General features: G+C 64.1%; 6 protein-coding genes. 2 read left to right on the top strand and 4 right to left on the bottom strand.

Annotation, left to right across the window (positions count from 1 at the left end; translation table 11 throughout):
• Positions 1-198: 198 nt before the first annotated feature.
• Together AC1DYX_RS26000 and AC1DYX_RS25995 are read left to right on the top strand one after the other, a co-directional pair.
• On the top strand, positions 199-1,140 hold the full coding sequence (locus AC1DYX_RS26000) for a CysB family HTH-type transcriptional regulator (protein WP_477264264.1): 942 nt from the start codon (positions 199-201) through the stop codon (positions 1,138-1,140).
• 1 nt (position 1,141) lies between these two features.
• Positions 1,142-1,798, top strand: coding sequence for a class I SAM-dependent methyltransferase (locus tag AC1DYX_RS25995; RefSeq protein WP_477264262.1), 657 nt, complete (start codon positions 1,142-1,144; stop codon positions 1,796-1,798).
• Between the two features lie 170 nt (positions 1,799-1,968).
• On the opposite strand, the gene AC1DYX_RS25990 is transcribed toward AC1DYX_RS25995, so the two are convergent.
• From AC1DYX_RS25990 to AC1DYX_RS25975, 4 genes are all read right to left on the bottom strand, one after another.
• Positions 1,969-2,979, bottom strand: a complete 1,011-nt coding sequence (locus AC1DYX_RS25990) for a porin (RefSeq protein ID WP_477264260.1) — start codon at positions 2,977-2,979, stop codon at positions 1,969-1,971.
• A gap of 167 nt (positions 2,980-3,146) precedes the next feature.
• The gene (locus AC1DYX_RS25985; RefSeq protein ID WP_477264258.1) at positions 3,147-4,322 is read right to left on the bottom strand and encodes a PAS domain-containing sensor histidine kinase; all 1,176 of its coding nucleotides are present in this window, start codon (positions 4,320-4,322) and stop codon (positions 3,147-3,149) included.
• 118 nt (positions 4,323-4,440) lie between these two features.
• Complete coding sequence (locus tag AC1DYX_RS25980) at positions 4,441-5,220, bottom strand: LytR/AlgR family response regulator transcription factor (protein WP_477264256.1); 780 nt, start codon at positions 5,218-5,220, stop codon at positions 4,441-4,443.
• A gap of 70 nt (positions 5,221-5,290) precedes the next feature.
• Positions 5,291-6,433, bottom strand: a complete 1,143-nt coding sequence (locus tag AC1DYX_RS25975; protein ID WP_477264254.1) for a sensor histidine kinase — start codon at positions 6,431-6,433, stop codon at positions 5,291-5,293.

Genomic DNA, 6,433 nt, shown 5'->3' with positions numbered 1-6,433 from the left:
GTACATGTGCAAGATTCCTAAGGGGCGGGCCAATCCGGACCCAAACTAAGCGGAATATTAATAAAATCCAGCTATATTCCAAACGACGGAGATTTTATTTGCTTATATGAGCCTGCGGTATAAGCATCCTTGTAAAATGCGGGATCGGAATGACAGAAGAGCATCAGGACGTGCGGTGCTCGGAAATAGATAAGGGCAATGAACCTACACCAACTACGTTTCGTGCGCGAAGCCGTCCGCCAAAACTATAACCTGACCGACGCCGCCAAGGCATTGTTCACGTCGCAACCCGGGGTGTCGAAAGCGATCATCGAACTTGAGGAAGAGCTCGGGGTCGACATCTTCACCCGCCACGGCAAGCGGATCCGCGGCCTGACGGAGCCGGGCCGCCTCGTCCTGCATTCGGTCGAGCTGATCATGCAGGAGATCGACAGCCTCAAGCGCATCGGCAAGGAATACGCCGCCCAGGACAGCGGCAGCTTCACCATCGCGACCACGCACACGCAGGCACGCTACACGCTGCCCAAGGTCGTGCAGGCTTTCATGCAGCGCTACCCGAAAGTCAGGTTGTCGCTATTGCAAGGGAATCCCCGCCAGATCGCCGACATGGTCAAGAACGACCATGCCGATCTCGCCATCGCGACGGAGTCCATCGCAGCCGTCGACGGCCTCATCACCCTCCCATGCTATCAGTGGGAGCACGTGCTCGTCCTGCCGCCCGAGCATCCGCTGACGAAATCCCGGGCGATCTCGCTGGAAGAGATCGCCGGCTATCCGCTGATTACCTATGACGCCGCGTTCGCCGGGCGCAGCAAGATCGACCACGCGTTCGAGTTGCGCAACCTCAAGCCGGACGTGCTGCTGGAAGCCATCGACGCCGACGTCATCAAGACTTATGTCGAACTGGGCATGGGCATCGGCATCATCGCCGGCATGGCGTTCGACCAGGAGCGCGACCGCAACCTGCGCGCGATTCCGGTCGGCCATCTGTTCGGCATGAACGTGTCGCGCGTCGCGGTGAAGCAGGGCGCCTACCTGCGCAGCTATATCTATACTTTCATCGAACTGCTGGCCCCCACGCTCAACCGCAAGATGGTCGAGTCGGCCATGCGCGGCACCAGTGACAATTACGAGCTTTAATATGAATCGACAGAATGATCCCGTCGCGCGCTATTACGCGAGCAGCACGCAGGCCGCCGACGCCGCGCTGTCGCGGGCGGAGCGTGCCAATGACTTATCCAGGGTGCGCGACCGCATCGCGCAGCTGGTGCGCGGACACGCGGTGCTGGAACTGGCCTGCGGCACCGGCTACTGGACCGAAGTGATTGCCGCGACGGCGGAGCGCGTCCTCGCCACCGACATCCTCGACGAGATGATCGAACGGGCGCAGCGCCGTCGCTTGCCGGAGGGTAAGGTGGCGTTCCGCCGGGTGGACGGCCTCGACCTGCCCGCCGACCTGGGCACGTTTACCTGCGTCTTCATCGGCTTCTGGTGGTCGCACCTGAAGCGCGACGAACAGGATGCGCTGCTCGCCCAGTTGCGGGCGCGGCTGGGCCATGACGTCGTCCTGATCCTGCTCGACGATGCGTATGTCGAGGGCAGCAGCACGACAATCGCGCGCACGGACGCGCAGGGCAATACCTATGAGATCGTCGCGGCCCCGGATGGCGAGCGGTTCGAGTTGCCGAAGAATTATCCGGCCGATAGCGCGTTGCGCAAGCGGTTGGGTGGGGAAGTGCGTGAGATCCGAATTGAGCGCCTGACCTATTATTGGATGCTTACCTGTCGCCTCAAATAGCCGTCCCGTGATTGCAAACGTMCGCGTGGGCACGGGGTGCCCACCCTACGGCTGCCGGCTCAAATAAAAACGGGCGAACGGCCAACGCCGTCCGCCCGTCGGGCAGGGCGACCGGAGTCGCCCGCGAGACGTAGGGTGGGCACCCTGTGCCCACCATTACGTACCCTAGATTAGAACGTGTGACGGATGCCGACGGTGAACACCGACGGATCGTTGCCCGCTGCAGCCGGCGCCACCGCGTTCGAACCCGACTTCAGGGTGAAGGCGCCAGCGGCGTTGTTGTTCAGGCTGGCGTACGTTGCGTACAGGTTCGTGCGCTTCGACAGCGTGTAGCTGTAGGCCAGTGCCCAGGCGTTACCCTTGGCGCTGCCGACCTTGTTCTGTTGCACGTTGGCGTAGACCTTGCTGGCGCCGAACGGGTAGCCGACGCCCAGGTTGTACTGCTTGAACGTGTTGTTGTCGCCGATCGGATCGGCTGCCAGGTAGTTGCTCTTGATTTCGAAGCCACCCAGGTCGGCGAACGTGTAGCCCGCGCCCACGCCGTATTCCTTGGTGTCGCCGGCCACGGCGGCCTTGCGGGTCTGGTAGGCGCCGCCCACGTACAGGCCGCCCTGCTTGAATTCGGCGCCCCAGGCGATAATGTTGTTCGACGGGCTGGTGGTCTTCTCGCCGGCCGAGTAGGCGGCCATCACGTCGACGCCGCCGAACGAAGCGCTCTTGAAGTTGATCGAGTTGGACAGGCGACGCGTCAGGCCGTTATCGAAGGCGCTCAGGTTGTTGCCGTAGAAGCCTTGGCCGAATTCATCGCTGGCGCCGGCTACTTGTGCGAGCGGCGAGTATTCGCGGCCCAGCGTCAGGGTACCGAAGTCGCCTTCCAGGCCGACGACGGCGCGGCGCTGGAACAGGCCCGCAGCGTCTTGCGCGCCGGTGTCGGCGGCGACGCCGGCTTCCAGGTTGAAGATGGCTTTCACGCCATTGCCCAGGTCTTCCGCACCGCGGAAACCGAAGCGGCTGCCCGACTGGTTGCCCGACTGGACGTTGGTGTGACGGCCGATGGAACCGCCCTGGTCGGCGGATTCGATGGCGGCGTCGAGTACACCGTACAGGGTCACGTTGGTCTGGGCTGCGGCGTACAGCGGGGCGAGGGCGACCAAAGCGGCGGCCAGGCGTTTAACTTGCATTCAGGATTCTCCAATAAGATGTCGGTCTGCCTCAATCGGAATAATCTGTTAATGTGATTATTCACGTGATCGGCAGCATCCTATCGTAACGATGTTTCGGTTTGATGACAAAAGGCAATGTTGGGTATTTACAACGTTTGCAGTATGTTCAACATATAATGCTGACCTCATGAAACGAAGTGGTCGTGCAGCGGCAGGATGATGTCGATGCGCGTGCCCTGCGGCTCGTCGGCGCTGATCGTGATTTCGCCTTTCATGGCCCAGGCCCGCTCGCGCATGCCGATCAGGCCCAGCGATTCCGCCTTTTCCATGTCTTCGGGCCGGATGCCGCGGCCGTCGTCGCGGATCGTGATGAGCAGGTCGCCGTTCAGCCGGAACAGGTTCATCGTGACGCGGGTCGCCTCGGCATGGCGTGCGATGTTCGTCAGCGCTTCCTGCACGATGCGGAAGATGGCCGTGCTGGCCGCGTCGTCCAGCCGCAGCTCGGCCTCGTCGGCCAGCAGCGTGGTCGGGATGGCGTAGCGCTCGACGAAATCGTCGCGCAGGCCCTGCAGCGCGAAATACAGCCCGCCTTCGTCGAGTGCGCGCGGACGCAGGTTGGTGGCGATGCGGCGCAGCGACGTGATGGCGGTGAGCAGGTTGTCTTCCATGCCGCGCATCAGGCGCAGGCTGTCGCGTGGCGTGCCGTCGGCCTGCTGCAGCAGCGTGAGATCCATGCGCAGCGAGGCGAGGAGCTGGCCGAGGTCGTCGTGCAGTTCGCGCGCGATATGGGTGCGTTCTTCCTCGCGGATCGTCTGCAGTGCGGCGGACAGCTGGCGCAACTGGTCGTGCGAGCGGCTCAGTTTGTCCTGGACGCGATGGCGCTCGCTGACGTCGCGCATCACGACCGTGTAGAACGGGGCGCCGGGATTGGCGCGCGAGATCGAGCCTTCGAGAGGGAAGCGCTCGCCGTCGTCGCGCACGCCCGTGACGGCGTAGTCGGTGGCGCGGCGGCCGGCGCGGCCGCTGCCGGGACGGAAGAAATCGACGGGTTCGCGCGCGTCGTCCGGGGCATGGGCCGGGTTGTCGGCCGGCGCTTCGATGAAGCGGCCGAGCGGACTGCCCACCATCTGGTCGACCGTTGTGCCGAACAGGGCCGCGGCGGCCGGGTTGGCCATGACGATGGTGTTCGACTGGTCGGCGGAAATGATGGCTTCGCTGACGTGGTTGGCGTTCTGGCGGCTGGCCGGCACGGTGTCGGGCTCCCGTTCAATGCGCCGGCCCAGCCAGTAGCCGGTCGCAAACCCGGCCAGGAACCAGGCTGCGGCCCTGCCGGCAACGCGGGGGCGGCGCGGTCGTTTCATTCGAGAATGCTGGATAGAAAACGACCCGCTGGGCGGGTCCGGCATCTACCTTACCCGTCATGCAAGCGCCTGGCTTGATGCTCGACAATCGGGCGGGGCCCAACGGCGGGCGTTGGCGCTACATCTGCTTGAAGAGATGCAGGAAACTGCGGCTGACTTCGAGTTTTTCCGGACGACTCTTGACCAGCACGAGGTGGCGGCCGCGGATATCGCGCGTCACGCCTTCGATCGCGTTGACGTTGACGAGCGTGGCGCGGTGGATCTGCCAGAACAGCGCCGGATCCAGTTCCTCGGCCAGGTCACGCACGGGCTTGCGGATCAGGGCCTCGAATTTCTCGGTCTGCACGCAGGTATATTTTTCGTCCGAACGGAAGAACAGGATGTCTTCGACGGGGATCATGCGCAGGTCCTGGCCGATGCTGGCCTGGATCCATTGCAGGTATTTCGGTTTGGGCGCGGCGATCTTTTCCGCCAGCTGCGACAGCATCGCCGTGACCGTGTCGTTGACGCTGGCCTGCGCGGCGCCGCCGCTGGATGGCGTCGCCAGGCGTTCCTTCAGGCGCTCGACGGTGATTTTCAGGCGTTCCGGCTCGGGCGGCTTCAGCACGTAGTCGACGGCGCCGCGCTCGAATGCCTCCACGGCGTACTCGTCATAGGCGGTGACGAACACGACCTGGCTGGCGGCGCCGATGTCGCGCGCCGCCTCCATGCCGGACTTGCCCGGCATGCGGATGTCGAGGAAGGTCAGGTCGGGTTTCAGTTCGTCGACCAGTTGCACGGCCTCGTCGCCATTCTTCGCCTCGCCGAGGATCTGCAATTCCGGCCACACCTGGGACAATCGGGTGCGCAACAGGTCGCGCATCAGTCTTTCGTCATCGGCAATGATAGCGGTAGGCATGGTTAGGTCGGAGCAGTGTAGGAATGTCGATTATTCAACGAAATGACAGCGCAAGCAATAGCCGGTTTGCTTACTTTGGGGCAAGTTGATACGGCACTTCGATGGTCGCGATCACACCGCTCGGGCTGTTGGCGGCGATGTGCAGCCGGCCGGCCTCGCCGTGCAGCAGTTTCAGGCGCTCGCGGATGTTCGACAGCCCCAGACCGGTTCCCTTGCTGGGCATCACCCCGAAGCCGACGCCATCGTCGGCAACCGTCACGCGCAGCCTGCTGTCGACGATTTCCGCCCTGACGGCCAGGTGCCCGCCCTCGGGCTTGCACTCGAGGCCGTGCTTGATGGCGTTCTCGACCATCGACTGCAGCATCATCGGGGGAAAGGCGGCGCTGCGCAGGCCGTCCGGCACGTGCAGTTCGACCGTCAGGCGTTCTTCCATCCGCATCTTGAGCAGGTCGAGGTAGGACTTGACCATGTCGACCTCGCGGCCCAGGTTCGTGACGAGGTTGTTGTCGCGCATTTGCGGCAGCACGGCACGCAGGTACTGGATCAGCGTGCGCTGCATGGCCGAGGCGCGGGGCGGATTCGTCTCGATCAGATGTTCGACGGAAGCAAGCGTATTGAACAGGAAGTGCGGCTCGACCTGGGCCTGCATCGCCTGCATCTTGGCTTCGGACAACTGGCGCTGCATCGATTCGCGCTCGGCGGCGGCGGTGGCGGATTGCATCTCGGCTTCGGCCCGTTTCTTGCCGCCCACGAGTGCCTTCGTACCGAACAGCGCGAGGATCAGCAGCCAGACGAAGCTCGTGAACCAGGTCGACGCCTGCTTGTGGTAGCTGCGCGCCTTGGCCTCGGCCGCATCGTCGACGGCCGCCTCGATCGCATTCGACAATTCTTCGCCGATCTGCGGCGGCAGGTCGATGTGGACTTCCTCGCCGTTCACGCCCCGTAAGGTTTTTGTCACGGGATGGGCGCCGTTCGCCTTGCCGGCGGCCGGGGCCGGTGGCGCCGGCGGGGCGGGCGGGGCAGGAGTCGCGGGTTCCGCGTCGGCGGCCCCGGCGGCATCGGCCGCATCGGCCGATTTTTCCGCATCGGCCGCACGAGCCGCCGCATCCGCCGCCTTGCCGGCGGCCGCGGCATGCGCGGCGGCCTTCGCTGTCGCTTCAGCCTTCGCGGCCGCTTCGGCCTTGGCCGCCTCGATCTCCGGGTTGATCGTGAT

It is taken from the genome of Massilia sp. P2_C2 (assembly GCF_056404615.1).
Note: the sequence above shows the minus strand (reverse complement) of the source record. Positions and strands in the feature narration are given on the sequence as shown.

Coding starts and splice junctions, on each gene's coding strand:
- AC1DYX_RS26000 (WP_477264264.1), top strand. CDS start 199: ATGAACCTACACCAACTACGTTTCGTGCGCGAAGCCGTCCGCCAAAAC.
- AC1DYX_RS25995 (WP_477264262.1), top strand. CDS start 1,142: ATGAATCGACAGAATGATCCCGTCGCGCGCTATTACGCGAGCAGCACG.
- AC1DYX_RS25990 (WP_477264260.1), bottom strand. CDS start 2,979: ATGCAAGTTAAACGCCTGGCCGCCGCTTTGGTCGCCCTCGCCCCGCTG.
- AC1DYX_RS25985 (WP_477264258.1), bottom strand. CDS start 4,322: ATGAAACGACCGCGCCGCCCCCGCGTTGCCGGCAGGGCCGCAGCCTGG.
- AC1DYX_RS25980 (WP_477264256.1), bottom strand. CDS start 5,220: ATGCCTACCGCTATCATTGCCGATGACGAAAGACTGATGCGCGACCTG.